At 35.3% G+C, this 26,844-nt stretch carries 30 protein-coding genes; 4 read left to right on the top strand and 26 right to left on the bottom strand.

Translation table 11 applies throughout. The annotated features are described in order from the left end of the window. Window positions 1-34: 34 nt before the first annotated feature. From AXY_RS08115 to AXY_RS08165, 11 genes are all read right to left on the bottom strand, one after another. Complete coding sequence (locus AXY_RS08115) at window positions 35-1,384, bottom strand: UDP-N-acetylmuramoyl-tripeptide--D-alanyl-D-alanine ligase (protein WP_015010319.1); 1,350 nt, start codon at window positions 1,382-1,384, stop codon at window positions 35-37. Between the two features lie 17 nt (window positions 1,385-1,401). Beyond that, window positions 1,402-2,877 carry a UDP-N-acetylmuramoyl-L-alanyl-D-glutamate--2,6-diaminopimelate ligase gene (locus tag AXY_RS08120; protein WP_015010320.1) on the bottom strand — a complete coding sequence of 492 codons (1,476 nt, stop codon included), beginning with the start codon at window positions 2,875-2,877 and terminating at the stop codon, window positions 1,402-1,404. Window positions 2,878-3,003: 126 nt separating this feature from the next. Continuing rightward, on the bottom strand, window positions 3,004-4,938 hold the full coding sequence (locus tag AXY_RS08125) for a stage V sporulation protein D (protein ID WP_015010321.1): 1,935 nt from the start codon (window positions 4,936-4,938) through the stop codon (window positions 3,004-3,006). 101 nt (window positions 4,939-5,039) lie between these two features. Next, the gene (locus AXY_RS08130) at window positions 5,040-7,181 is read right to left on the bottom strand and encodes a penicillin-binding transpeptidase domain-containing protein (protein WP_015010322.1); all 2,142 of its coding nucleotides are present in this window, start codon (window positions 7,179-7,181) and stop codon (window positions 5,040-5,042) included. 15 nt (window positions 7,182-7,196) lie between these two features. Then, on the bottom strand, window positions 7,197-7,580 hold the full coding sequence (gene ftsL, locus AXY_RS08135; RefSeq protein WP_015010323.1) for a cell division protein FtsL: 384 nt from the start codon (window positions 7,578-7,580) through the stop codon (window positions 7,197-7,199). Continuing rightward, window positions 7,577-8,554 carry a 16S rRNA (cytosine(1402)-N(4))-methyltransferase RsmH gene (gene rsmH, locus AXY_RS08140; protein WP_015010324.1) on the bottom strand — a complete coding sequence of 326 codons (978 nt, stop codon included), beginning with the start codon at window positions 8,552-8,554 and terminating at the stop codon, window positions 7,577-7,579. The genes ftsL and rsmH overlap by 4 nt, the downstream gene beginning before the upstream one ends. Window positions 8,555-8,574: 20 nt before the next feature. Further along, window positions 8,575-9,006: a division/cell wall cluster transcriptional repressor MraZ gene (gene mraZ / locus AXY_RS08145; RefSeq protein ID WP_015010325.1), complete on the bottom strand. Its 432-nt coding sequence runs from the start codon at window positions 9,004-9,006 to the stop codon at window positions 8,575-8,577. Between the two features lie 196 nt (window positions 9,007-9,202). Then, window positions 9,203-9,613, bottom strand: coding sequence for a DUF3397 domain-containing protein (locus tag AXY_RS08150; RefSeq protein ID WP_155835484.1), 411 nt, complete (start codon window positions 9,611-9,613; stop codon window positions 9,203-9,205). 83 nt (window positions 9,614-9,696) lie between these two features. Then, window positions 9,697-10,182: a Myb-like DNA-binding domain-containing protein gene (locus AXY_RS08155; protein WP_015010327.1), complete on the bottom strand. Its 486-nt coding sequence runs from the start codon at window positions 10,180-10,182 to the stop codon at window positions 9,697-9,699. A 248-nt stretch (window positions 10,183-10,430) separates the two neighbouring features. After that, on the bottom strand, window positions 10,431-10,604 hold the full coding sequence (gene rpmF / locus AXY_RS08160; RefSeq protein WP_015010328.1) for a 50S ribosomal protein L32: 174 nt from the start codon (window positions 10,602-10,604) through the stop codon (window positions 10,431-10,433). Between the two features lie 75 nt (window positions 10,605-10,679). After that, a complete protein-coding gene (locus tag AXY_RS08165) occupies window positions 10,680-11,201 on the bottom strand; it encodes a YceD family protein (protein WP_015010329.1) in 522 nt (173 codons plus the stop codon). Window positions 11,202-11,340: 139 nt separating this feature from the next. On the opposite strand from AXY_RS08165, the gene AXY_RS08170 reads away from it, so the two are divergent. Then, window positions 11,341-12,552 (top strand): nucleotidyltransferase, encoded by a 1,212-nt coding sequence (locus tag AXY_RS08170; protein ID WP_015010330.1) that lies wholly within the window; start codon window positions 11,341-11,343, stop codon window positions 12,550-12,552. A gap of 181 nt (window positions 12,553-12,733) precedes the next feature. Here AXY_RS08170 and AXY_RS08175 read toward each other — a convergent pair whose 3' ends face one another. After that, entirely contained in the window at window positions 12,734-13,738 is a 1,005-nt protein-coding gene (locus tag AXY_RS08175) for a SepM family pheromone-processing serine protease (protein WP_015010331.1), read from the bottom strand. Window positions 13,739-13,941: 203 nt separating this feature from the next. Here AXY_RS08175 and ylbJ point away from each other — a divergent pair, with 203 nt between their 5' ends. Further along, a complete protein-coding gene (gene ylbJ / locus AXY_RS08180) occupies window positions 13,942-15,162 on the top strand; it encodes a sporulation integral membrane protein YlbJ (RefSeq protein WP_015010332.1) in 1,221 nt (406 codons plus the stop codon). 24 nt (window positions 15,163-15,186) lie between these two features. On the opposite strand, the gene coaD is transcribed toward ylbJ, so the two are convergent. The 6 genes from coaD to AXY_RS08210 form a co-directional block, all read right to left on the bottom strand. After that, window positions 15,187-15,675 carry a pantetheine-phosphate adenylyltransferase gene (coaD, locus tag AXY_RS08185; RefSeq protein ID WP_015010333.1) on the bottom strand — a complete coding sequence of 163 codons (489 nt, stop codon included), beginning with the start codon at window positions 15,673-15,675 and terminating at the stop codon, window positions 15,187-15,189. Further along, window positions 15,668-16,237 (bottom strand): 16S rRNA (guanine(966)-N(2))-methyltransferase RsmD, encoded by a 570-nt coding sequence (rsmD, locus tag AXY_RS08190; protein ID WP_015010334.1) that lies wholly within the window; start codon window positions 16,235-16,237, stop codon window positions 15,668-15,670. The genes coaD and rsmD overlap by 8 nt, the downstream gene beginning before the upstream one ends. A gap of 331 nt (window positions 16,238-16,568) precedes the next feature. Beyond that, on the bottom strand, window positions 16,569-16,847 hold the full coding sequence (locus AXY_RS08195) for a YlbG family protein (protein ID WP_015010335.1): 279 nt from the start codon (window positions 16,845-16,847) through the stop codon (window positions 16,569-16,571). 39 nt (window positions 16,848-16,886) lie between these two features. After that, the gene (locus tag AXY_RS08200; protein ID WP_015010336.1) at window positions 16,887-17,321 is read right to left on the bottom strand and encodes a YlbF family regulator; all 435 of its coding nucleotides are present in this window, start codon (window positions 17,319-17,321) and stop codon (window positions 16,887-16,889) included. Between the two features lie 58 nt (window positions 17,322-17,379). Continuing rightward, window positions 17,380-17,811 (bottom strand): YlbD family protein, encoded by a 432-nt coding sequence (ylbD, locus tag AXY_RS08205; RefSeq protein WP_015010337.1) that lies wholly within the window; start codon window positions 17,809-17,811, stop codon window positions 17,380-17,382. A 118-nt stretch (window positions 17,812-17,929) separates the two neighbouring features. After that, window positions 17,930-18,358, bottom strand: coding sequence for a CBS domain-containing protein (locus tag AXY_RS08210; protein ID WP_015010338.1), 429 nt, complete (start codon window positions 18,356-18,358; stop codon window positions 17,930-17,932). 217 nt (window positions 18,359-18,575) lie between these two features. Between AXY_RS08210 and ytvI the strand changes: the two genes are divergently transcribed. Continuing rightward, window positions 18,576-19,640, top strand: coding sequence for a sporulation integral membrane protein YtvI (ytvI, locus tag AXY_RS08215; protein WP_015010339.1), 1,065 nt, complete (start codon window positions 18,576-18,578; stop codon window positions 19,638-19,640). Window positions 19,641-19,760: 120 nt separating this feature from the next. On the opposite strand, the gene AXY_RS08220 is transcribed toward ytvI, so the two are convergent. Together AXY_RS08220 and AXY_RS08225 are read right to left on the bottom strand one after the other, a co-directional pair. Continuing rightward, window positions 19,761-20,057 (bottom strand): YlaN family protein, encoded by a 297-nt coding sequence (locus tag AXY_RS08220; RefSeq protein ID WP_015010340.1) that lies wholly within the window; start codon window positions 20,055-20,057, stop codon window positions 19,761-19,763. A gap of 179 nt (window positions 20,058-20,236) precedes the next feature. Further along, entirely contained in the window at window positions 20,237-20,479 is a 243-nt protein-coding gene (locus AXY_RS08225) for a hypothetical protein (RefSeq protein WP_015010341.1), read from the bottom strand. 146 nt (window positions 20,480-20,625) lie between these two features. Between AXY_RS08225 and AXY_RS08230 the strand changes: the two genes are divergently transcribed. Continuing rightward, window positions 20,626-20,832, top strand: coding sequence for a YlaI family protein (locus AXY_RS08230; protein WP_015010342.1), 207 nt, complete (start codon window positions 20,626-20,628; stop codon window positions 20,830-20,832). Window positions 20,833-20,845: 13 nt separating this feature from the next. Here the strand turns inward: AXY_RS08230 and AXY_RS08235 are convergent, their stop codons facing one another. The 6 genes from AXY_RS08235 to AXY_RS08260 all read right to left on the bottom strand — a co-directional run bounded on the left by AXY_RS08235 (window position 20,846) and on the right by AXY_RS08260 (window position 26,842). Further along, window positions 20,846-21,649 (bottom strand): inositol monophosphatase family protein, encoded by an 804-nt coding sequence (locus AXY_RS08235; RefSeq protein WP_015010343.1) that lies wholly within the window; start codon window positions 21,647-21,649, stop codon window positions 20,846-20,848. A gap of 221 nt (window positions 21,650-21,870) precedes the next feature. Beyond that, the gene (locus AXY_RS08240) at window positions 21,871-22,140 is read right to left on the bottom strand and encodes a UPF0223 family protein (protein WP_015010344.1); all 270 of its coding nucleotides are present in this window, start codon (window positions 22,138-22,140) and stop codon (window positions 21,871-21,873) included. 21 nt (window positions 22,141-22,161) lie between these two features. After that, the gene (locus tag AXY_RS08245) at window positions 22,162-23,037 is read right to left on the bottom strand and encodes a polysaccharide deacetylase family protein (protein WP_015010345.1); all 876 of its coding nucleotides are present in this window, start codon (window positions 23,035-23,037) and stop codon (window positions 22,162-22,164) included. Window positions 23,038-23,140: 103 nt separating this feature from the next. Next, complete coding sequence (lpdA, locus tag AXY_RS08250; protein ID WP_015010346.1) at window positions 23,141-24,547, bottom strand: dihydrolipoyl dehydrogenase; 1,407 nt, start codon at window positions 24,545-24,547, stop codon at window positions 23,141-23,143. A 5-nt stretch (window positions 24,548-24,552) separates the two neighbouring features. After that, window positions 24,553-25,836, bottom strand: a complete 1,284-nt coding sequence (locus AXY_RS08255) for a dihydrolipoamide acetyltransferase family protein (RefSeq protein ID WP_015010347.1) — start codon at window positions 25,834-25,836, stop codon at window positions 24,553-24,555. Window positions 25,837-25,864: 28 nt separating this feature from the next. Further along, entirely contained in the window at window positions 25,865-26,842 is a 978-nt protein-coding gene (locus AXY_RS08260) for an alpha-ketoacid dehydrogenase subunit beta (RefSeq protein ID WP_015010348.1), read from the bottom strand. Window positions 26,843-26,844 lie beyond the last annotated feature (2 nt).

Genomic DNA, 26,844 nt, shown 5'->3' on the forward strand with positions numbered 1-26,844 from the left:
CCGATTAACCGCCCAAACGATAAATCTTCTTTCATTAATTATCCTGTAATAGTGCATCAACAATTTTTTCTAGTCTCATTCCTCTTGATGCTTTAAAAAGAATAACTGTTCCTTCTCTTTGTTTTGCTTCTAATTGTTTAATAAGTTCATCAACTGAGTCAAAATGCTGTGACGGAATAGACGTAGCTTGACTGATGTTCTTTGCATTTTCACCAATTGTATATAGACAATTAATTTCAGGTGGTATTATTTGACCAACTTGCTTGTGATAACTAGCAGCATTTTCACCTAACTCAAACATATCCCCTAAAACAAGTACTTTTTCATGATAGCCTTCTAATTGTGCTAACGTTTCAATTGTCACTTTCATTGATGTCGGGGAAGCATTATAGGCGTCATTTATAATTGTGACACCGTTTTTCCCTGTCTGTTTCTCAAATCGCATCTGTGTCACTTCAATTTGTTCTAAGCCTTTTTGGATTTGTTCAACAGTTAAACCGAGTGAAAGACCAACAACAAAGCTATAGGTTGCGTTTTTCGCTTGGTGTTTTCCTAGTAATGGAACGGTAAAGCAATGACTATAATCATTGATCACAAACTCAGTTTCATGTTCCAATAGTTTAAATTGACTAATAGAATAGTCATTTGATCTATTAAACCCAACTGACTTCGCTTCAAATGGATACTCGCGAGCTAATAGTGGCTCGTCGCCATCATAAATTAACAGACCCTTAGTCTTAAATTGAGAAGTAACTTCTAATTTAGCTTTGGCAATCCCTTCTCTAGATCCAAGATGTTCAATATGGGATTCACCGATATTTGTAATAATCGCGATGTCTGGTTGAGCAATCTTCGTTAAATCCTCGATCTCACCGAAATGATTCATACCCATCTCTAAAATAAGGACTTCAGTAGCTTCCGGCATCGCTAATACTGTTAAAGGTAAACCGATATGATTATTAAAGTTACCTTTTGTACAGTGAGATTTAAAGTAATGGCGAGAAATCGCATATACTAAATCTTTTGTTGTTGTTTTACCATTAGATCCTGTTATAGCGACTACTTTAGGATTAACAAATCTCAAATAAATTCTAGCTAACTCTTGTAATCCAATTAATGTGTCTGCAACTCGAATTAACGGGAAGCTAGGATCAATTCCTTTCGGTCGCGGATAACTTTCCTGCCACAGTGCTGCCTTCGCACCTTGTTTGACTGCTGTATCAATAAAGTCATGCCCGTCAAAACTTTCTCCTACTAATGGGATAAACAATTTATCCTCGAGTGACTGACGTGTATCTGTTCCAACCCCTTCAATTCCGGTAACATTTACCCAATCTCCGTCAAGCTTATGCGGGAGTTGTTCAATTATCTTTTCAAATGGCACCTGACTCCACCTCTATTTCACTGTAATTTATTTAATATTGCTTCTTGAGCAACTAGATAATCATTGAATGGTAACGTTTCTTTTCCAATCGTTTGAGTTGTCTCATGACCTTTACCAGCAATTAAGACAACATCACCGGATTTTGCTAAATTTATCGCATATTCAATCGCTTTTTTACGATCCACTTCTACAGTATATTCCTTGCCTGTTAAACCCGCTTCCATATCGGATATAATCGTGAGTGGATCTTCAGTTCTTGGATTATCTGACGTCAAAATTAAATAATCAGCATGATCCTCTCCAACTTTAGCCATTAACGGTCGCTTCGTGCGATCGCGATCTCCTCCACAACCAACTACTAAATATATTTTTTGAGTTGCGAACGTGCGAATTGTCGTCAATACATTCCCCAATGAATCTGGTGTGTGAGCAAAATCAACAATGACACTAAAATCATGATCACCTTTAACAGTTTCAAAGCGACCAGGGACACCATTTGATTGTGATAATGCCAGTCTAATTGTTGCTAATGATACGCCAGATATATATGCAGTCGCAATCGCTGCTAGCATATTATAAATATTAAATTTACCGATTAAAGGTGTTGTAATGTCAATCTGCTGTTCACCTGTATCAAGTGTGAATTGGGTTCCATTTGCAGTTAGTTGTATGTTTCTAGCGGTGAAATCCGCTTCTTGGTCAATTCCATAAGTAATAACACGCTGACTTGTCGCATTAATGAAATCATTTGCATACTGATCATCTTGATTAATAATAGCAAATTTAGGCTGCTCTAACTGATAGCGATTGCCTAAATGACTAAATAAGCGTAATTTAGCCGCTAAATAATCGTCCATTGTTTCATGGAAGTCTAAATGATCTTGGCTCAGATTAGTATAGACAGCGATGTCGAAGTCACACCCATTCACACGACCTAGTTCAAGGGCGTGAGAAGAAACCTCCATCATACAGTGATCAATATTTTGTTCAACCATTTTTCTAAAGCTATGCTGGAGATATGATGGTTCTGGTGTTGTATTTGCAATTGGGTAAACCTGATCACCGATTTTCATTTGGATTGTACCAATTACAGCAGTACTTTCTTCGTTACATCTGAAAATCTCATCTAGTAAATACGTTACAGAGGTTTTTCCATTTGTACCTGTTACACCAATAAGGTGTAGTTGATTTGATGGAAAATCATAAAAGTAATTTGCTATTAAACTTAATGTTTGTTTAGTATCTTTAACATATAAAACAGGGACATCATTTCTGTTCAGTTCTTTCTCAGCAATAATTGCTACTGCACCATTTTTAATGGCTTGATCGACAAAATCATGTCCATCAACAGTATAACCACTAATACAGACAAACAAATCCGATTCTGTTACTTTTTGAGAATTGACCTGGATACCTTTAATTTCTGGATTCACATTAAATTTAGGTTGATTAATGACTGATAAGTAACTAGCAATTTCATTTAAGGTTTTCATATACAATCCCTACTTTTTTATATATTGTGAATGAAAAAAGTCGACACTCTAATTGGAGTGCCGATCACTAAAACGTGAATAAACACACAGTAAACATTATAACAAATTAATGTTAAACTGGCACGATTATTCCTGATTATATTCATTGCCGAACAATAAGCGAATCGTTTCTCCCATTGGGATTTTTTCTCCTGGTCCAGGAGCTTGCTCAACAATGATATCTCCTGTTCCAACCGATTCAATTGACAGCTGAGTTAAATAGTTCATTAAATCTTTTTTGGTTAAACCAATCAAGTTAGGTACTTCAACAAGCGGTTGCTCTGGCCAACGATACTCTTTATCTAAACCGTCTTTGCGTCTCTCTACTCCCATTGATTGTAAACTGTCTTCAATAATATTACCGACAATTGGTGCTGCTACAACGCCACCAAATTGTGATACGTTTTTCGGATTATCAACTGCAACATAGACAACGATTTGAGGATCATCTGCCGGTGCAAAGCCAATAAATGAAACAATATAATTATTGACCAAATATCTCCCATCAGTTCCGACCTTTTGGGCTGTTCCTGTTTTACCTCCTACGCGATAACCGTCAACATACGCGCCTCGTCCCGTTCCTTGTGCAACAACACTTTCTAACGCTTCACGGAGCTCAATTGAAGTTTGCTCAGATATTACTTGATTTTTAAATACCGGCTCAATTTGTTCAATAGTTTTTCCAGTTCTAGAGTCAATCCAGCTATCGACGACATACGGTTGATAAAGCTTTCCACCATTAACCGCTGCAGATACAGCCATCACCTGTTGGATCGGTGTGACTGATACACCTTGTCCAAAGGAAGTCGTACCTAACTCAACCGGACCAACTCGATCACGCGAGAATAAAATTCCGCTCGCTTCTCCGGCTAAATCAACATTTGTTTTAACACCAAAACCAAACGCATCAATGTAATCAAATAAATTATCAACCCCTAAACGCTGTCCTAAATCGACAAATCCGGGGTTACAGGAATTTTGTGCTACTTCCAAATAGGTTTGACTACCATGCCCTCCATGCTTCCAGCAACGCAGTCGTGCTCCACCTACTTCAATGTGTCCTTTATCAAAGTAACGGTCTTTTTCCAAATCAATCACTTTTTCTTCTAAAGCAGCAGCTAGCGTAATAATCTTAAAGGTTGACCCTGGTTCATACGTACTCCAAATCGGGTAATTTCGGTTATAGACTTCCGCATCGAATTTTTGATAATGTTCAGGGTGAAACGTTGGGCGAGATGCCATTGCTAAAATTGCACCTGTATTTGGATCTACCGCCAATGCCCAGGCACCATCAGGTTGATAAGTGGCTTCGGCGATATCAAGTTCTCGTTCAACGATAGTTTGCACATTAAGATCAATTGTTAGCTTTAAATCATCTCCATCGATTGGCTCTTGATAAGTATCTGATAGATTAGGCAAACGGCCTCCTTTAGCATCAGAATAAAACGACAGACGACCTGGTGTTCCAGTTAATTTTTGATTATGAAACAGTTCTAAACCAACTAAACCTTGATTATCAATTCCACTAAACCCTAATACATGAGATAGTAGTGTATCATGCGGATAATGACGTTTTGAATCTTCAGCTAAATAGACGCCATCTAAATTTAGATCAATAATCTTTCGTGCTTGTTCATCTGTTAATTTACGTCCCTCACTAAATCGAACAATACTAATATTTTGTTCTAAATAGCCGAGCATGACTTCAGGATCCATTTCTAGTATTTCGGCAAGTATTGACGCTGTTTCATTTTTGTCATTAACCTGTCTGGGAACAATCATCACTGTAGGTGCTGATTTATTTTCTACTAAAACTTCTCCATTTCGATCTAGAATTCTACCACGCTCTGCTTCATATTTTATATCTCTAGTCCACGACATTTCTGCTAATTCCGTTAATTCTGGACCTTTAACAAATTGGACATACATCAGTCTAATCAAAACAACCATTAAGATCGTTATAGCAATGAAAAATACAGTGACTATTCGCTTTCGAATTGTCATATGTGATACATGTTTCATTATTTAACACCTCACCTATAAAATAATGACTGATTGTATCTAAATATATGACAAGTATTATTGAATAGTACACTGTATTTATTTTTCACTCAGTTTGAATATTAATTATTAAATTCGACAAAGAGATAACGTCCGGATTCTAGCGTTTCATCCGGTAGGATACTTTGACTAGAGACAAAGCCTGAACCAATCATTTCAAAATCTAACCCGGCTAATTGAACAAATTCATTTACATTCCTTACTGACCAACCAGTCAAATCAGGCATTGTCGGTTGATCTGTCATTAAAATTAGTTTATGCGTCGATAGAATTTGTTTACCTGGTTCAATATTTGCATCTACAATTTGATTACCATTACCAATCACAATTGGTACAAGTTCATGATTTGCTAATTCTGATAATAAAGCATCCTTAGACATAGTCTTCCAATCTGGCATTTCAAAATCGTGATATGTCTCATTACGCTCTTTATCAGGTTGAATATTTAAGTAATGAAGTCCATTTTCCATAACATGTTTAAAAATATATGAAACTGGATCCGAACCAGATTCGTATGGTTCTAATTTAGGCTGCTTAACTGTTATATACATGATTAACTTCGGATCATCACTAGGTGCCATTCCTAAAAATGAAAAGATATAATTCTCATGTCCAACTAAGTAACCAGATGATCCTCCTGAAATTTGAGCTGTTCCAGTTTTTCCTGCTACAGTATAGGATTCTAAATTATAACGATTTCGACCCGTACCTACATTCGATGTTATGACTGATTCCATTGCTTTTAACACTTGATCGGCAGTTTCCTTAGAAATGGGTTCACCAACTACTTCAGGTTCCTTCTCTAATACAATTTCACCTGTATTAGGATCAGTAATTTGCTTAATGACATATGGTTTCATCATTTTCCCATCATTAGCTATCGCAGTCGCTGCCTTTACCACTTGGATCGGAGTCACTGTTGAACCTTGCCCAAATGATGTCGTTAGCTGTTCAACTGGGTAGCGGTACAATAATGTCCCAGCCTGTTCTCTTGGAAGATCGATTCCAGTTGGCTGATCAAAATGAAAGGCTCTTAAATATTCTAAATATCGATCCGGACCTAATTTATCCCAGACAATCTTAGACATAGCAACGTTTGATGAACGCTGAAAACCTTCATCGTATGTGATCATACCCCAACTTTGGTTCCAGTCTGTAATCGGACGTTCGATCTGATCAATTTTAAATGAGCCTGATTTAAATGTCTCATTCGGATTATACACACCTTCTTCAATCGCTGCTGCAATAGTGAATGCCTTTACCGTTGATCCTGGCTCAATTGGTGTTGAAACAACATCGTTATACCAGTTTTCGACTTCTCCTAGATTGTTTGGGTTATAGGATGGCCGATTACTCATTGCAAGGATTTCTCCAGTTTTCGGATCAATTACAGTCGCAGTCATACGCTCAGGCTCGTACATCTCTTCAACATAAGACATCGCATCTTCTAAGATCGTTTGGATCTTTTGATCAATCGTTAATTTGACATCATATCCATCCTTAGCCTCTACGATTACTTCATTTGAGTTAAGCAACTTCGTATTATACTTATCACGATGAAAAGAAATTGACCCATTCTCTCCTCTTAGATAATCATCAAGTTGTGCCTCTATCCCGGTAATTCCCGTAATCTGATGTTCATCATTTGTTTGAGCTAAGCCAATCACTTGTGATGCAAAAATCCCATTCGGATAATATCTTTTTGCTTCTTCAATAAAATGAACACCTGGTAGCTTTAAGGCTTCAATTTGTTCTTTTTGTTCTCGACTTAATTGACTGCCATTTCTTCCGAATTCAACTTGAAAAAGGCCTTTATCAACTCCAGATTTCAGAATTGAATAGACCTCTTCTGCTTCCATACCAATAATCGGTGCTATTCCATTAGCTGTTTCTTCTAAGTTTGCCACATGGTTTATTCTTGTTTCAGGGTTGGGTGAAAAATCTTCATCAACGATTGCGTATAATCGATAAATCGTCAAATCTTGTGCAAGTTGCATGCCATTTCGATCTACAATGTAACCTCTACGAGCAGGAATTTCACTGTAATTGGTTCGCTGTCGATTTGCCCATTCCTGCAAATCTACTCCTTGTACCTCACCTGTAACCTGAATAAATGCAAACCGTCCAACTATAAATAAAAATAATGCGACAAATATACCGAAAAGTAAATTTAATTTCCAATTCCCGTTGTTACTATCCTTCATAATCAACCACCTCGATTACTCAACGTAAGAGGTTGCTTGTTTAACTTGAGTATTTTGAATATTTAAGCCATTTTGTTTAGCAATCATCAGGATTCGTTCCGGATTGCTATATTCCATCACTTGGTGGCTTAAGTTCTCATTAATGGTTTGTTGTTCTAATATTTCTCGTTCTAATCTTTGAACTTCTCGATTTAATGAATCAATATTGGCATTATAAGAAACCATATAGACTAATGCTACTGCCATACCTATTGCAAAAAAACAAGCTAAGACTTTTTCGCCTAACGTAATCTTACGTGATTTAACTTTGATGACTTTTTTAGGTTGTAAATCATGATCCGCATATCTTGTTCGTTGCGGGATTGATGTCTGATAACTTCTGGCTTCACTTAAGCTCATATTTTATGCCGCCCTTCTTGATAGAAAAATTGTTCATCCCATGTTTTTACTTTTTCTACAATTCTTAATTTAGCAGATCTAGCTCGACGATTCGAATCGAGCTCCGTTTCTGTTGCCACAATTGGCTTTCTGGTAATTAACTTAAACGGTGGTTGACTTGATTCTGGAATTATTGGCAGGTTTTTAGGTAGTGGTGGTAATGTACTCCACTTTTTAAAAGCTTGCTTACATAGTCGATCTTCTAATGAGTGGAACGTAATAACAGCTATGCGACCACCAACAGCTACTTTTTCGGCAGCTTGGTGTAATACATCATAAAATGCTTCTAACTCATCATTTACTGCTATTCGAATCGCTTGAAAAACACGCTTTGCAGGATGTCCACCTTTACGTCTTGATGCAGCAGGAATTGCATCTTTAATAATGTCTACAAGCTCGTAAGTAGTTTGAATCGGTTTACCTTTTCGTGCTAACTCGATTTTCCTAGCAATTTGCTTGGCAAATTTCTCTTCACCATATTTAAAAAATATATGAACTAAATCTTGATAGCTCCATTCATTTACAACATGATAAGCAGATAACTCTTGCTGTTGATTCATCCTCATATCTAGTGGAGCATCATGTTGATAACTAAATCCTCGTTCTTTATGATCTAATTGCGGCGATGATACACCTAAATCAAATAAAAAACCATCTACGTGTTCAACACCTTTATCATCTAACACTTGCTTCAGATGTCTAAAATTCGAATGCACAAATATAATTTTATCTTGGTAAGGTGATAATCGTTTTTTTGCTGCTTCAAGTGCTTCTTCATCTTGATCAAATGCGATTAGACGACCAGTTGTCAATTTACTTACGATTTGTTCAGAATGTCCACCAGCTCCTAATGTTCCATCAACATAAATGCCATCTGGTTTAATATTTAAGCCATCAATCGTTTCATTACGTAATACGCTAATATGTTCAAACAAGTGATCACCTTCCTTATATACTAAAAGTCAAATTCCATCATATTTTCCGTTATTTCAGTAAATGTTGACTCCGATTGTTCCATGTAATCATTCCAAATATCTTCTGCCCAAATCTCAACTCGATTTGAAACACCAATTACTGCACAGGCTTTTTCAATTTGAGCATATTTACGAAGTGGTGCTGGCAAATTCACACGACCTTGTTTATCAAGTTCACACTCTGTAGCACCAGAGAAGAAGAACCGTGAAAAGGCACGTGCATCTTTTTTAGTTAGTGGGAGTTTTTTTATCTTCTCTTCAAGGATGCGCCATTCATCCATAGGATATACAAATAAACATTGGTCTAATCCGCGTGTTACAACGAAGCTATCGCCCAATGTCTCACGAAATTTAGCCGGCATAATCATCCGACCTTTTTCATCGGTATTATGTTTGTATTCTCCCATAAACATAATAATCGCCCACCTTTTTTTATAGTTTACCACAATCCCCCACTTCTCACCACTCTTTTTTGGATAATTTTTTGAAAACTTGTAAAATAGTACATATGTTCGTATTTCTGAAAAATAAAAAAACCAGTGATAAACTGGTTTTGGATTTTACTAGATTAAATTAGTTGATGAAATCTAGAAATATTAGCTATTCATTTTAATTAATGGCTAATGAATATATCGAGACACACGTTAAAATAAAATTAGCCGTGAAAAATAATAGAAAAACAAATCTCAAATATATTTTCCATAGTCGAACGATTTTAACATCACGAATTAATCGCCATTGTATAACTATAAGTGCAAAAAATATGACTAACAATAAAAGAACCATTGGACCGATTAAGTTAATTTTAAATATGACATTAAATATAATGATCGTTGATAAAAGATAAATAAATGCAGTATACTCCATACATTTATGAATGACTTTCTTACGTGGTTTAATAAAGTAGTTTAAGATAAAATAAATAATGACCGTCGCAATAATTGGACATGTAATTAAGAAAGCAATCAAATAGGCTATGATTTTCGACATATGATCCCCTGCAATTTCTTTATATGACAATTTTTTAACTTCATAAAAATCATATCCTATGTTTGTGAATTCGTCAAAACCTGATTGTAAATAAATTTAATCATGATTAAAAATTATTTCATTAGCTCATTTTCGATAATGACAAACTCATCAATTAATGATTTAATCTTCTTAATTAACAGCTGATAGTTAGCAAGCTCTTCTTTCATTTTTTTATTTTCATCAATATATGACGTAAGCACCTGATCTTGATTGTTTAAGAGTTGATTTTTCGTGTCTTGTTTTAGTTGTTCTAACCACTTAATTGCTTGATCTACAGATTTAATCGAGCTTAACTTATCGTCTTGCACATCAAGTTCTGGAACTTCAATATCAACTTTTTTACGCGCTTCTTTAGCAGCATCAATCTCATCAGTATAGCGTTTCCTAATTGTTGCGTTCCACCTAAAGCCACACGCCGCTGGGGTTCGATTTAATTTTTCCGCTACATGTTTAAAACTTTCTAACTGTGTATTACCTTTTTTAATATAATCAATCACAGTATTTGCTAGTAATAAATCTTCCTCTTTAGTCCACGCATCTTGTCGATTCACTCTCATATACTCTCGCTCCTTATTCCAGTTTACTTTATCCTTATACTTTCAATTTCTATCTTTTGAACTTGTCGTCTTATAGAAATCAAAAATCAATGGAATTGACTAATCATTTGATCGATCTATCGGTTTAGTTTATCTATATGCTAAATCAGTCAATGATAGAATAATGATTTTATAAACAACTGGAATAGATATGCATATAAAAAAATGCCAACTCATAATTGAGTTGACATTCTTTTAGATTGGTAATATTAAGCTTCAACAACCTCTTTACCATCATAATGGCCACAAGCTTTACAAACATGATGAGGTTTAGTTAGTTCGTTACAGTTTGAACATACAACCATTCCTGGTACATGTAGTTTTTTATGTGTACGTCTTTGATTTTTAACTTTTTTAGATGTTCTTCTCTTTGGTACTGCCATTTCCTACACCTCCTTCACTTCCAAAACGAAAATCCCATTAGATAAAGAATGGAAGTGACTTGTCTACATTTATCTTTATTGATTTTCATTTTTCTGATCATTTAATAATGATTGTAATTTCGCCATCCTCGGATCAATCTTATCAGCATTTTGTTCCTCTGTCATAACAGACCAGCCATCACCAGATGACAATGCATTTTCTTCAATTTGATCTTCAGAAGCATAGACTCTAAATGGAATCTCTAATATAACATTTTCCTTGATATAGGGCTCTAAGTCAAGGATTTCTCCTTCAATTTTGTGAATATCTGATTCATCACTCTCTTCAAAATACTGATCATCAGAAAATAGTTCTAGTGTTTGAATGTCAAATTGATAAGGTACATCAATAAGAGTTCTCGCACAAGGTAAAATCATTTCCCCTGTGATGTGCAAGTTAATATGGAATAAACCATCTTGCTTCAAGGACTCACATTTGACATTAACAGGTCCTATTTTTCGTATATCGTTATTTTGTTGTTCGAGCTCAGATAAATCAACAGTAGCTTCAATCGTTAAACCATCCGAATGAATCAACTTTTGAAGTGGAATTTTCATTGCGATCACCTCGAAAGCACAAAGTTTATTTTAAAAGGAAACAAGTCATTTGTCAATATAATTTCTTTACAGTTTAAAAATAAGTTTTTTAATCAGGCTAAATGATTGTGGTACAATGTTTAAGATAGGAGTGATTTGTATGAAAGCTGTCGGTTTAATTGTTGAATATAATCCCCTCCATAATGGGCACTTACATCATATCGAACAAGCTAAGTTAAAGTCAAACGCTGAGCTCGTAATTGCTGTAATGAGCGGGAACTTTTTGCAACGTGGTGAGCCAGCAATTGTAGATAAATTTACCCGTGCAAAAATGGCAGTGAAGCAACGTGTTGATCTTGTCATTGAACTACCAACTGTCTATACGGTTCAACATAGCGATATATTTGCTTACGGAGCTATCAGTATATTGAATACAATGAAAGTCGATCAAATTATCTTTGGTAGTGAACAGGGGCAGATTGAGCCCTTTATTAACACATATGATCAAATCAAGAAAAATCAAACGCGTTATGATCAAGAGTTAAAACGACAATTGCAAAAAGGCGCGAATTATCCTACAGCTCACACCATCGCATTAGAAGTAATTGGATCAAATCAGACATTAGATCTAAAAATGCCTAACAATATTTTAGGACTTAGTTACATAAAGGCACAACAGCAAATCAATCCTAATCTTAAGATTGATACAATTAAACGAATTCAGGCAAATTATCATCAAACACAATTATCTTATCCAATTACTAGTGCAACAAGTATTCGTCAGCAACTTTCTCAGTCTTTTACCGGAGAAACTCACGAATCATTATCGATGCCAGAATCGAGTTATCAGTTGCTTTTGAACTATTATAAAATAACCGATTTGTTTCATGATTGGGAATTATACTTTCCGTTATTAAAATACCGAATAATGAGTGACTCATTCGAACAACTTAATCAAATACATGGTATGGAGGAAGGTATCGAGCATCGATTAAAGAAAATGATTATCGCTAGTCATTCATTTGCACAATTTATCGAAAAAACCCAAACTAAACGTTATACCAAAACGAGGCTACAACGATTATTTGTCCATCTGTTATTACAATTAACTAAAGATGAAGTATCTAGACAACTAAAGACGATTGACGAAATAAATGACATTCGCATACTAGCGATGAATCATGCTGGACAAAGCTATCTAAATCAATTAAAAAATACACCTGAACTAAATTTCATTAGTCAATTAAAGAAAAAACAATCTGATCAGTTAGCAATTGATGAAAAAGCATCATCCATTTACTATCTGCCATTAAAATTTGAAGCTCAACAGTTATTATGGAAACAGGAACTTACTCCGCCATTTAAAGTGTAACTAAGAATACAACACCAAAAGTAAAAAACAACCTGAACAATCAATTGTTTGAGTAAACTCCGCTGTACTCGACAAGGATTAACTCAACATATTCGTTCAGGTTGTTTGTTTATGAAAAATAGATTTTATTATATTACTATCTAGAAAATAACGTACTTTGATTTTCATCCAATAGATGCGATTACTTCAAATAGTCTAAAGCATCATTAAAATGATCTACTGGAACAATATCCATATCCGTTCCAATATCTTCAGCAGTAGCTTTAGCTACCTCATAGTTTGAATTTTCTCTTCCATGCTCATATGGGACAAAGAAAATATCACAACCTCTTCGATGCGCGGCAATTACTTTTTTATCTACTCCACCAATTCGATACACATTACCGTTATAATCTATCTCACCTGTGCCGGCAATTTTTAACCCTTTAGTTAAATCTTCCTCAACTAATTGATCATATATTTCTAGTGCCATTACAAGTCCTGCGCTTGGGCCACCTATATCACCGCTAGCAAATTCAATTTCACGCTCATACTCAATTTCGCGATTTGTAACGAGCTGAATGCCAATACCATGCTTCTCTGGTTGATCAGGGAATGGAACAAGTTCAATCTTCGTTTCAAATCGATCTCCATCACGTTCAATCAGAAAACTAACTTCATCCCCTACTTCAAACTGATCTACTGTCTCTATTAGATGATCTGCATCAATTATCGTGATACCTTCTACTTCAATAATTTTATCAGCCGCTTTCAAGACCTTTTCAGCTGGCATATCGTCTAAAACTGATACGACATAAACGCCTTCGTATTGAACATCAATCTCTTCACCAGCCGCTTGATAAGCAACAACAAGAGCAGCCTCCTGAGAACTTTCCATTAGTTGCAATTGTGCTTCTATATAAGTTTGGCGATCATAACCTTCCGGAAAGAGGTCATCTAGATGATGAATATCTCGATACTTCGAAAAACTCGCCATAAGAAAAGAAATAGGCGTTGCTCGGCCACCTCTAACTGTTACAAGGTGTAAATCTCCTTCACTTTCAGTTGCTTCAGCAACACGTACAACTGGATTTAAAGGTTCTGCAGTACCTGGACTATATATGTAATAAGGTAAAGGTATGTTCGTTAATACAATTATTAATCCAATAAGTAGAATAAATCTTACAAATCTTTTTTGTTGGTGCAAGTTTAAAAACCCCCTTTAAGATTTAGATATAGCTATGCTCATAACTTCTTCGTAATGAGCAAATTCACATCTTTTATCATATTCTGACTAAGGACAAGCGTATAGTAAACAGAGACTATTAGAATCTACATAAGTGTTATTTTACTCTTTTTTAGATTAATTGTATAGACAATTGTTAACAATTCATTCAAGGAGTGGATATTATGAGGGCAAAAATTAAATCGATTCTATTTGCATCAGGAACATTATTATTTGCAGTTTGTCTTCTGATCATGCCTACTGAAACCGTTGAAGCAAGTAAACGTGGTATAGATATATGGGCAAGCTCTGTCTTCCCTTCACTACTCCCTTTCTTCGTTACTGGAGAACTATTAATTAGTTTTGGTGTCGTTCATTTTATCGGTGTACTACTTGAACCGGTCATGCGACCACTATTTAACGTTCCTGGGATTGGTGGTTTCGTATGGGCAATCGGATTATCGAGTGGGTATCCTGCTGGAGCTAATTTCACTGCTCGAATGAGGCAAGAAGGTTATATTAGTAGAATAGAAGCTGAGCGACTTGTCGCATTTACTAATGCGTCTAATCCGATTTTTATAATCGCGGTAGTCGCTGTCAGTTTTTTAAACGAACCTAGATTAGGACTTTTACTTGCGACTGTGCACTATGGTAGTAACTTATGTGTTGGTATTATCATGCGATTTTATCAACAAAATGATGAACGTGTTAGATATGTAGATAATAGTAGAAATATTTTCAAAAAAGCTTTTAACACTTTACACGATACAAGATTAAAGCAACACAAGCCATTTGGAAAATTACTCGGAGATGCTGTGGTCAAATCGATTGAATCGGCATTAATGATAGGTGGATTTATTCTTATTTTTTCAGTCGTATCAACAATTTTAATTGAAACGAATCTTTTAGTTTGGGTCAGTGAGCTTGCTAAGGGAATTTTTACATTAATCAGGCTTCCAGACATACTTGCTTTACCATTTTCAGTTGGTATTGTTGAAATCACATTAGGTATTAAGCAAATTTCCCAATTTATTAATCATCCTCTCATCGTTAAAACACTGCTTATTAGCATTTTACTAGCATTCAATGGGTTAAGTGTTCATGCACAAGTAGCAAGTATTTTAGCGGATACGGATATTCGATATAAAGCGTACCTTTTTGGTCGATTTATTCAAATTGGATTTGCGACAATTTTAGTCATATTAATTTTCCCATTAATTAATTTAACAAGCGACCTACCGATTGGTGAAGCAGTTCCAGTACTAAATATAATCTCCAACCATTTTTGGCAATTTGTCGTTCATGTATTAGCTAATTACGGTGCGTTAATAACAATATTGGGCTTATGGACTTACTTAATCATCAAAATATATCGTCAATTAACGGTAAAAAGAGAGAGTCAATAATTTGTTTGACTCTCTCTTTAGTACTTAATTTAAATTAAACTTCTCTTTTAATGCCTTCTCAACTGCTTCTGGGACTAAATCAGACACATTAGCATTAAACTTAGCAACTTCCTTTACAACACTAGAGCTTAGGAATGAATACTTATTATTTGCCATAATATAAAATGTTTCTATTTCTTCATATAGTTTTCGGTTCATTGATGTAATTTGCAATTCATACTCAAAGTCACTAATGGCACGTAAACCTCTAACTAAGGCATTGGCTTTTTTCTTTTTTGCATAATCCATCAATAATCCACCGTGACTATCAACAGATACATTGTGCAAATGTTTAGTGGCTTCACTAATTAAATCCATACGTTCTTCGATTGAAAATAGCGGAGATTTAGATTCATTATGAAATACTGCAACAATCACATGATCAAATACTTTCGCTGATCTTTCAATAATATCTAAGTGTCCGTATGTAATCGGATCAAAACTTCCTGGGCATATTGCTAATCGACTACTCATTTTCTTCGTCCTTTCTCTTGTAAAATGATATGGCAATAGAGCTACCATATTTTTCAGTTCTTGTTTTCTTAAATAGGGCGATCTGATCAGCTAGGTTTAATTTTTGATCATGCTCACAAACGATGATTGTATCATTTGAGATAATATTTTGCTTAACAATCTCTTCCATTAAAAGCTGATAAACGTTTTTATTATAAGGGGGATCAATAAAGATATAATTAAATTTAACCTTCCTTTTCCCAAGTGCTTTAAGCGCTCTAAATGCATCATTTTGGTATACCTCTGCTTGTTCAGTGATATTTAATGATGCTAAGTTCTTTTTAATAACCTGAACTACTCGCCTTTGTTGATCGACAAAGATGGCATGATCGGCCCCTCGACTTATTGCTTCAATTCCCAATCCACCACTACCTGCAAAAAGATCTAAAACTTTCCCCGAACTAAAATATGGTCCGATAATATTAAATAAAGACTCTTTTACTTTATCAGATGTTGGTCTTGTTGAATGGTCGTTGATCGTTTCAATTGATCGCCCTTTCAATTTTCCAGATATGACACGCATATCATCACCTCATTAGCATCGTTCAATTATTGACTTTGGTACTTTCCAATCTTAACATGAAAAGAGTCGAAAAACCAAGATCGACAATTATTCAATAAAAAATAAAAATTATAATAATTTTGAATAAAATTGTGTGATTTAGGGTAATCTTAGCTAATGAAGTGCCGTTATAGATTTAACCACTTCAGGAAGACGGAATCAGCCTACGTTTCCCCATAGGCGCTTTTTCCGGTTTCTCCTCTCCCTTTGCCTTTTTAGTTCCTATCAAGAACTAAAAAGGGCCTGCAGACTAATGTTCTGCAGGCTTTTTTTATCGCAATATTTATTTGAATTAAATTCCCATTTTATAGTCGTACTCTTTTGCTTCATCAATTTTTGTTTTATCAAATTCTTGCTTAATGAAAGGTTTGTATGAACGATCAACTTTCGTAACGAAAGGTAATCTCTCTAACTTTTGAACCCGATCTTCTAATTGATCTTGATCTACATAAATAACTGCGTATCTTAATTTACGAGATACAGATATAAGGTGACCATGTCGTTTTAATTGTTTCACGTTTTTCATCTGCTTAAACCAGACGATTAAACCTTGACGTTTTGTTCTTATCATATTAACCCTCTCTTTTTCTACTGATGAACATTCTAATATTTATGAAGCATTACATCCACAGCTACCACCGTGACCACAACCTACATCTGTAAATAATGCGCCATCACGTGGGACCATAATTTGCTTACTCACACTATGAGCTATTTTTTCACTAATATCGTCTAAGAGCATTTGTAGTTCTCGTTCTGCAATCTTAAATTTAGCAACAGCATCAAGCATATCAACGTCTCGCTTTAGTAATCTCGTTTCCTTTGTAATCTGACGATAATCTGGGTGGTATCGACCAAATCTTTGAACTTCTTCATATTGCTGTTTTTTCTCTTCAAAGGCTTTGATTAGCTTTTGTGCCGCTTCATCCTCTTTAAGCTGTTTTTTCTTCTCTATATAATTTATCATTTGTTCTGATTGGTTAATCATATCTGATAATTCATCTGTTAAATCTAGTAACTCAATTATTTCTACAGTTGCCAACATGATCAGCACCTCCATGAACACAATTATATCAGTTATTTAAGATATTAAAAGTCCGAGATCAAAAAAAGCGCCGGTTCATCCCTCCAGGTGGAAACTGTGGAGGCTGTGGAATATGTGGTGTTTGTACTTGATTTTGAGCAGCACTTGCTTTAATTTCAGAAAAATGAGTAATGAGCTTTTTGAGTTCAGTAATTGCAGAGTCTGCTTGTTTTAGGTGTTGATCGATATTATCAAGTTCTATCTTATCTAGTAAGTTTTTTAGTTGATCTGACCACTTTTTCTTTTTATCTTGGCTAGCTTTACTCTCGGATTCTTTTGCTTCATCACGAAATTGATCCCAAAACGAATCGGCTTCTCCATATTTTTGATAATGTTTAAAGTAGTATTTAAGATCATGCTCGCCAGATCGTACAGATCGAATCAATTTCGGGTGTTTTTCAGCGAATTCTTTAAATGCTTTAACATCTGGGTGTAGTTCTAATTTAGACAATTTTGTCACCTCCTAAACAGTCTTTTTATATAATCTATGCCTATGTAACTCAGCATGTCACCTAAAATAAATGGATACAAATAAAGTCGGCCAATCGGCCAACTTTACTTGTATCTCTTTAATGAAAATGATCATGTTCTGATATATCTTGTAATGCCTCTGCTGCTATATGGTCGGAATATTCCTCTGTTACAAGATCTCCTAATGAAACCATGCCGATTAAACGATTATTACTCACAACAGGAACACGGCGAATTTGATTCTCACTCATTAATTCACCAACTTCACTTAACGATGTGTCTTCATGACAAGTAATCAAATCTTCTGTCATGCATTGTTCTACTTGGTCTTCTGGCGTCATGCCTTGCGCATAACCACGAATGACTAAATCACGATCAGTAACAATGCCTATTAAATCATGATCACCCTCACATACAGGTAAAGCTCCGACATCTTCTTTCGCCATCAATAGCGCTACATCTCGAATCGTATCATTAGGTGTGCAAACTACTAAATCAGAAGACATAATATCTTTTACGTTTACCACTGTTTAAATAACCTCCACTATTTTATTTTTAGACATTTTTGTCTACACTGGTTAGTATGATCTAGTCAACAATTCTTTATGTTATGTTCATAATAATTTATGATAAAGTTCTGTTCTTAAAGTTGAAAACATGGTATAGTTCTGTAAAGTAAGTAAGCGTTTCATAGTATTACACACTAATAAAAACAGATTATTTTGAAACAATTAGAAAGCGGGGATGCAAGTGGCTAATTTTTTTAATAAAAAAATATGGACATTAATTATCTTAACGATAGTTGGTTTGTTCTTATTTTTCTTTATCTTACCTATATCCGTTCCTTTAGTAGTAGCATTTGTTACTGCATTATCTTTGAACCCACTGGTACGTTTAAGTCAAAAGTTTTTAAGAATTGGACGGAAATTAAGTGTAACAATAGTTTTTACAATTTTTATGCTATTAATTATCTTAGTTGGTTATTATTCGATTACAAGCTTAGTGAGACAGCTCGTATCATTAGCTGAAAATACACCAACATACATCATTCAGATTAATAACATTTTAGTCGATTGGGGTAATTCACTTGAACGGTTCATGGCTGATTTACCAAGTGAATTTGTTAATGAGGTTAATGCAGGGATCCGCACTAGTGCAGATGCATTGACTGACTCGCTTCGAAATACGTTTCGTGTAGACCGAGTCGCTAGTTTTGTTGCAACGATTCCGACTTATATTGTTAGTTTTATCGTTTATTTAATTGGATTATTTTTATTCATGTTAGATTTACCGTTAATTATTGCTAACTTTTATAAAATGTTCAGTCAAGCAAGTGCTGAAAAGATTCAATATGTAAGTAATCGATTAAAGAGTGTATTATTCGGATTCCTTAAAGGACAGTTTTTGGTTAGTTTAATAATCTTTGCTGTCAGTTTGATTGGTTTATTTATTATTGTTCCTGAGTATGCTTTGATTATGTCATTAGTGATCTGGATTATTGATTTAATACCAATTATTGGTTCAATCGTTATTTTAGCTCCATGGTCAATTTATATGTTTTTAACTGGATCGACTCTTGTTGGGATTCAATTAGCTGTATTGGCATTAATTTTACTTGCTATCCGTCGAACAGTTGAGCCTAAGGTAATGGGCGTTCAAATGGGATTATCACCGTTAACGACATTAATATCGATGTATATTGGTTTGAAATTATTTGGCTTATTTGGCTTTATAATTGGACCAGTTGTATCTATTGTCTTTACATCTGCAAAAGAGCTCGGCATTATTAAATTTAACTTTAAAATTTAATCCAGAAAGCAAAATAAATTATGGCATTAAAAAAGGATTAGCAATTGTCTGCTAATCCTTTGATTTATGGTCTAGTTATCTTATTAAATAAAATTATCAATCTAAATCGTTATGATTTTATTAATATAAGATATTGTTATTATTTTTATTATGGCTTTCATGAATTTTGTTAAGCTGTTTTTCTAAATTATCCAGTAACGCCTTGCCCTCATGCTCTTTAATAAGATCCATTCGGATGGCAAAGTCGATTTCTCTAGACAATCCAAACATGTGAGTATCTAAAACCTCTTCGTATAAAGGGCATTGAGGCATTGTTAAATTATCCATTTGAACCTGAATAAGCTTTAATATTTTATCTGCATCAGCCTTAAGAAGGGCATAAGCTTTATTTGCATTATTAACAACTGCTTTTTGCATCAATGAAATCCCTCCCCATAATGTCTACTCTTACCATATTAAAGCTTTATCAGTGAAAAAGCAAGTTATATAGCCATTATTAAACTACCTTCACCAACGCGTAACAACGGTTTAGTAATTTTTCCTCAAACCAACTATAGACATCTAAATTAAGAAAAATGTCGAAGGGCGAACGCGTCTTATTGAAGGCGATTGTAGTAATCAATACCGTATTGAGAACCTTCACTAACCATCTTTGAATTTTCTAGGTTATCAGAATAAGGATGGCCTGCCTCTTGAATCGGAAAATACGTGTTATTCCTTAACTGCATGGATCGTTTTAAATTATTTAACCGACCCAATACATCACGGCGCATACCAATAATCAATAGTACACTGCATATAGCTGAAATCATTGCAATTAAAATGGCGTTTCTTTTCAATCTGAATCACCCCTTTTATTTATACTAAAAATATCCCCTAATTTCAGATAATATAAACAAAATAATACAATTATTAATTTTTGTTGTTTTATGTTAAACTATAGTAGATAAATAAGTTTTAATTTGGCCATTGGGGTGAGATCCACATGGATGTAAAATGTCCACTTTGTGATAAAGTAAATTATATTGACAATAATTCAATTTTAGCCAAGCATATGCTTAACCGACGTAAACATCTCTATTTATGTCCGACTTGTGATGAGCGTATCGCGATTAAAACAAGAGCAAGACATGCTACTGGTAAGTTTCGTTTATATCAAGAAAAAAAAGAAGTCGATCCATACATTCAGTAATGGATCGGCTTTTCTATTTTAACTCAATATAATCTTCAATTATCTGATTAACGATATTAGGATGTCCAGCAACTGTCGGCTCTTGCTTTAGATAAGTTAACGGTTCACCAGTAGCTTGAACGATTTGTCCGCCAACCTCTTCGTAAAGAATAACGCCTGCCGCATAATCCCAAGGTTGCAGATGAAATGAAATATAGGCATCAACAATTCCTTCAGATAAATAAGCAAATTCTAATGCAGCAGATCCGTAAGACCTTGCTCCTCTTACTGTTCTTACTAACTCACCTAGCTTCAGATGATTAACCTGATCATTAGGTGTACACCATAAATGATTCAGCATTAATATTGATTCAGATAAATTTTTCTTATCTGTCAGTGGAGCTAGTTTTTGACCGTTTTTATATGCTCCTTCGCCTTTCTTTACTTCATAGATGATATCTGCCATTACATCATAAATAAAGCCTATTTCTCCAATTCCTTGGTGAAATATCGCTAAAGAAATTGCGAATGTTCGCTTTTGATGGACGAAATTCATCGTACCGTCAATCGGATCAATTATCCAGACCGTACCCTTTAAATCATCAACCTGATCGCCAAAACCTTCCTCTGATAAAATCAAGTGATCCGGATACGTGGTTCTTATTTTTTCTGCAAAATATGCTTCAACTTTACGATCCATCTCTGTAACGAGGTCATTTGCATTCTTCTTTGTATCAACCTCTCTTGGATCGTCAATCGTTGAACGTATGATTTCCCCTGCCGCTAATACCCATTCGCGTGCAGATTGATAAACAGAATCTTTTTCAAAATATACCAAAGTAATCATCCTTTCGCTAATATTAGTCTAGCAAATATTAGCGAAATATGCACCCTACGTTATCTTTTCCATTAGTCACTTTAAAATAAGTGCCACCTAGAATAGAATCTACAGGAAAATAGCTCGAAGTTATTTTAAATGATTATAATGAAAAAAGAATCCAGTATTAACTGAATTCTTTTCCGTTTTCGTATATCGTTTTGTCACAACGTTATTCAAAACTATTTTATACTTATTTTGTTTTTTTCTTCATTTCTTGCCTTTTGAATTGTACGGTAAAGTGAATAGCCTGAGGCTTTTTCAAATGCGTTACCAATTGTTTTTTCCTCACTTTTACTTGGTACAATTTCTTTGAATTTCCGATATCGATCTAATAATGCTTGCCTTGAAACAGAGCCGTTATACGCTTGCTCTATTAATGCTAAAAATTCTACTACAGCAATCGTCTCTTCAGTAGTCCAATTAGGATCGATTGGATAATGATAATTCACAATACCACGCTACCCTTCACTCTATTTTGAAGGTCGTTGAATTTGGTTAGGATCGACAAAGTCATAACCCTTGTCTCTTAAACCAGTTACGATATCAGCTAATGCACCGCTTGTCCATTCACGATCGTGCATTAAAAGGTTAGCACCGTCACGCAAATACTCAGTATTAACCATAATATCTGCTAATGCATCTGCTTCCATGTATGCAGATTCCCAATCATAACCATAGGTCCAGTTCATTAATACCATACCTTCTTGTTCAACAACCTGTTTCGTATTGTCAGTATTCACACCAAATGGTGCTCTGAAAAATTTCGGACGTTCACCAATGATTTCTTCAATAAGATCATTCAGTTCAATAATTTCTTGTTTTTGCTCTTCTTCTGAGATTTGACCAAGATTAGGATGTGTATATGTATGGTTACCAATACTAAAGCCCATTTGATAAATTTCTTTTAGAATTTCATGCTTTTCCTCTGTTTGAATAAAGTGACCATTGACAAAGAAGATTGCTGGAACTTCTAATTCCTTCAAAGTTTTAGCCATTTCTAATGCATACTTGTCAGGCGCATCATCAATAGTAAGCAAGACAACATTACTATCTGCTTCATCAGTTATTGGCTCCACAGCCCAATTTGCTTGATTAATTTGATACATCACTTCAACTTCAGAATCATCATCATCAAGATTTTCTAATGAATCATCTTGAGTAACATCATCAACTTCTGATTCATCCAAGTCATCAGTTGAATCTTCGTTGTCTGATTCATCTGTTTCTACTTCAACTTCAGGTTCATCAATTACTTCATCATCCTTTATCGTTTGTTTTTCATTACATCCGACTAAAAATAGGATGAATAAAAGACTAACGATGAACATCATTTTGCCATATTTCATTAGCTGCACTCCCTCTTCCTTTCGATTATATTCACTATTATAAACGATTTACAGACAAAAAAACACCAGTCGTTCGAAATGAACGACTGGCATTGGGGATAAATTACATAATATGAATTGGACGTCCAGTTGCAACTTCAGCTGCTTCCATTGTCACTTCACCTAAAGTTGGGTGAGCATGGATTGTTAATGCTAAGTCCTCAGCTGTCATACCTGTTTCAACTGCTAAGCCAATTTCTGAAATAATATCACTTGCGTTCGCACCTACCACTTGACCACCTAAGATCAGTCCATCTTCTTTACGTGTAACTAGACGGACAAATCCATCAGTATTACCTAATGATAATGCACGACCATTAGCTGCAAATGGGAATTTAGATGCTTTAACATCAAATCCTGCTTCTTTAGCTTCTGCTTCTGTATAACCAACTGAAGCAATTTCAGGAGCAGCAAACATAACTGCTGGAATACCATTGTAATCAATTTCAGATTTTTCTCCAGCGATTGCTTCTGCAGCAATTTTCCCTTCATAAGATGCCTTATGAGCTAGTGGTGGACCAGCAACAATATCACCGATCGCATAGATGTTATCAATATTTGTACGGCATTGCTTATCAATCTTCACTAGACCACGTTCATCTAATTCAATACCTACTTCTTCCAGACCAATTTCTCTCGTATTTGGATAACGGCCTACAGTTACAAGAACATAATCAGCTTCAATTGTCTCTTCCTTACCTTTAGCTTCATATGTGACTTTAACTCCTGTATCTGTTTCTTCAGAGCTCTTAGCCATAGCATTAGTAATGATTTGAACATTTTTCTTCTTCAAGTTACGTTTTAAAACTGCAGTCATATCTTTTTCAAAACCACTTAAGATTTCACTTGCACCTTCTAAAATCGTTACTTCTGTACCGAAGTCAGAATAGGCTGCACCTAGTTCAGTACCAATATATCCTCCACCGATAACAACCAATTTCTTAGGAATCTCTTTAAGTGCTAAAGCACCTGTTGAGTCTAAGATTCGATCAGAGAATTTAAATGATGGTATTTCAATTGGTGTAGATCCTGTTGCGATTATACAGTTTTTGAATGTGTATGTTTGTGAAGATTTATCATCCATAATACGAACAGTATTACGATCTACAAAATATGCTTCACCTTTAACAATATCAACTTTATTACCTTTTAATAAGCTTTCAACACCTGAAGTTAACTTGTTAACAATACCAGCTTTCCACTCTTGAACTTTCTCAAAGTCAACTGATACTTCTTTAGTGATAATACCCATTTCTTCAGAGTTCTTCGCTTGGCTATAACGTGTACCAGCTTCAATCAAAGCTTTTGACGGAATACAGCCAACGTTTAAGCACACACCACCAAGTGCTCCTTTATCTACTATTGTTACTTTTTGTCCTGTTTGAGCAGCGCGGATGGCAGCTACATAGCCACCAGGTCCCGCACCAACTACTAATGTATCTAATTCAATTGCAAAATCTCCTACGACCATATCGATTACGCCTCCATCATAATTAATTGTGGATCATTCAATAATCGTTTAATTTGATTTAAAGCATGCTGTGCAGTCGCTCCATCAACGATACGATGATCAAAGCTAAGTGAAATAGCTAATACTGGCGCAGCCACGATTTCACCATTTCTAACGATTGGTTTTTCAGCAATTCGACCAATTCCTAAAATAGCTGCTTCAGGATAATTGATGATCGGTGTAAACCATTGTCCACCAGCTGATCCGATGTTAGAAATTGTACTTGAAGCTCCTGACATTTCCTCAGGTGATAGCTTAAAGTCATGTGCTTTTTGAGCTAATTCGCTAATATCTCTTGAGATGTCAAATAGCGACTTACGATCTGCATCCTTAACAACTGGAACAAGTAGACCTCTCTCTGTATCAGCAGCAATACCAATATTATAGTAATGCTTTGTAACGATTTCGTCAGTTTCATCATCAATATATGAGTTTAAGATTGGATATTTCTTCAATGCTGAAACAAGTGCTTTAACAACATAAGGTAAGTATGTTAACTTCACATCTTGTTCCTGTGCAATTGTCTTAAACTTAGTACGGTGAGCAACTAATTCAGTTACATCAACCTCATCATGTAGTACAACGTGAGGTGCTTTATGTTTAGAGTTAACCATTGCTTTAGCAATTGCTTTACGAACAGTTGACATCTTCTCTCTAGTTTCTGGTAAAGCACCAGTAGGTACAACTTGTTTTGGTGCTGAAGTTGCTTCAGCAACTGTTTCTGCTTGAGCTGTTTCAGCTACAGGTTGGTCTCCATTAATAAATGCTTCAATGTCCGCTTTTAATACACGGCCATTCTTACCTGTACCTTTTACCTGTCTAATATCTACATCATTATCACGAGCAAATTTGCGTACAGATGGCATTGCAATTACACGTTTTGTAGGATCTTCTACTTCTGTCGTTTTTTCTTGTGCTTTACTTTCTTCGGCTTTTGCAGGTGTAGCTTCAGCTTCTTGAGATTTCTCTACTTCCGGCTCTTCTGTATCGCTACCACCTTCGTCTTCATAACCTTCTGCATCAATAGTGATAATTGTTTGACCTACAGTTGCAACTTCTCCCTCTTCAAAGTGAATCTTCAATACCGGACCTTCTACTGGAGATGGGATTTCTACAACTGCTTTATCGTTTTGAATCTCACATAATACGTCGTCTTCATTGATTACTTCGCCTTCTTTAACAAACCACTTGACGATTTCACCTTCATGGATACCTTCGCCAATGTCGGGCAATTTAAATTCAAATGCCATTATCTCTTACCTCCTAATCATTACTTTCTTAGTAGTTAATTGCTGCTTTTGCTTTTTCAACAATATCATTGTGGTTCGGTAACCAAACTTGTTCTGCTTGTGTAAATGCAAAAACAGTATCAGGTGCAGCTACGCGATAAACTGGTGCCTCTAAGTGTAAAATTGCACGTTCTTGGATTTCAGCGACAACTTGTGAAGCAATTCCCGCTTGTCTTTGTGCTTCTTGAACAACGACTGCACGATTTGTTTTCTTAACTGATTCAATAATTGTTTCGATATCAAGTGGAGCAACTGTACGAAGGTCAATAACCTCTGCGCTAATTCCTTCTTTTTCTAATTCTTCAGCTGCTTTCATTGAAGCTTGAACCATAGCTCCGTATGCGATTAATGTAATATCAGTTCCTTCGCGCTTAACTTTAGCTTTCCCTAGTTCAATTGTATATTCCCCTTCAGGAACTTCTTCTCTGAATGAACGATATAATTTCATATGCTCTAAGAAAATAACAGGGTCATTATCACGGATTGCTGAAATTAATAAACCTTTAGCATCATATGGGTTTGATGGAATAACAACTTTTAATCCTGGTTGTTGTGCCATTAAACCTTCTAGTGAATCCGCGTGTAATTCAGGAGTAGCAACCCCACCACCAAATGGTGAACGGATTGTAATTGGCATATTTACAGTATTTCCTGAACGGTAACGATAACGTGCCATTTGACCACTGATTGAATCCATAACTTCATAAACGAACCCGAAGAATTGGATTTCAGGAACAGGACGGTATCCTTGTGTTGCTAAACCAATTGCAAGTCCTCCAATACCTGACTCTGCAAGTGGTGTATCAAATACTCGTTCTTCACCAAACTCAGCTTGTAAGCCTTCAGTAGCTCGGAAAACCCCGCCGTTTTTACCAACGTCTTCTCCGAAAATCAATACATTCTCATCTTTTTTCATTTCAATACGTAAGGCATCAGTAATAGCCTGAATCATTGTCATTTGAGCCATGA

Source organism: Amphibacillus xylanus NBRC 15112, assembly GCF_000307165.1.
In the GTDB taxonomy this organism is placed as follows: Bacteria; Bacillota; Bacilli; order Bacillales; family Amphibacillaceae; genus Amphibacillus; species Amphibacillus xylanus.